Here is a 524-nt window from a genome sequence, read left to right as displayed (position 1 = left end):
TGGTCAGCGACAGCCCCAGTTTCCCAACCGTCCAATAACCAACCCCACCGCTACCAAGCGGCTTGCGACGCCAATTGCGCTTCGACTTATTCGGGAGTCATTGAATTGACAATTAATAACCGTGCCTCTGTTCCGCAAAATGTGTCATTGCTCGTGGATGGCGTAACAGTTTCTGTGGGTGAGACGAAGGAAGTGTGTAGTTTGGTGAATATGCCTCTTACATTTAATGCCAATTGCGCCACGGGTGAAGTAATTCTTTACTCAGTGGATGGTGGAGAATACAGTGTAGGCGTACCCGTAGGCTTGGTGGATAACCAGTATCACAATTACCGCGTACGTTGTCGGCAATCAGACGGAACGCCATCGTGTGTGGAATCTGAGTCGGGGGTAATGCGGTTAAAATTGGTGGTCATACCAGCAGCGCCGACGGTATCATTGTCATCAACGACGAGTTGTGACGCGACAGCAAGTTTCAGTGGCCAATCAACGTGCGGCAGTTTGCGCACGATTTGGTACAATGCGAC

1 protein-coding gene is annotated in these 524 nt (G+C 50.4%); it reads left to right on the top strand.

The window, feature by feature from the left end:
- Positions 1–524 (top strand): hypothetical protein (locus AC23N5_RS31445; RefSeq protein WP_487758568.1); only part of this gene is annotated, 524 nt, incomplete at both ends.

Source organism: Runella sp. R5_40 (assembly GCF_057652295.1).
The sequence above is the reverse complement of the archived record's forward strand: the minus strand, read 5'-3'. Positions and strand labels throughout refer to the sequence as shown.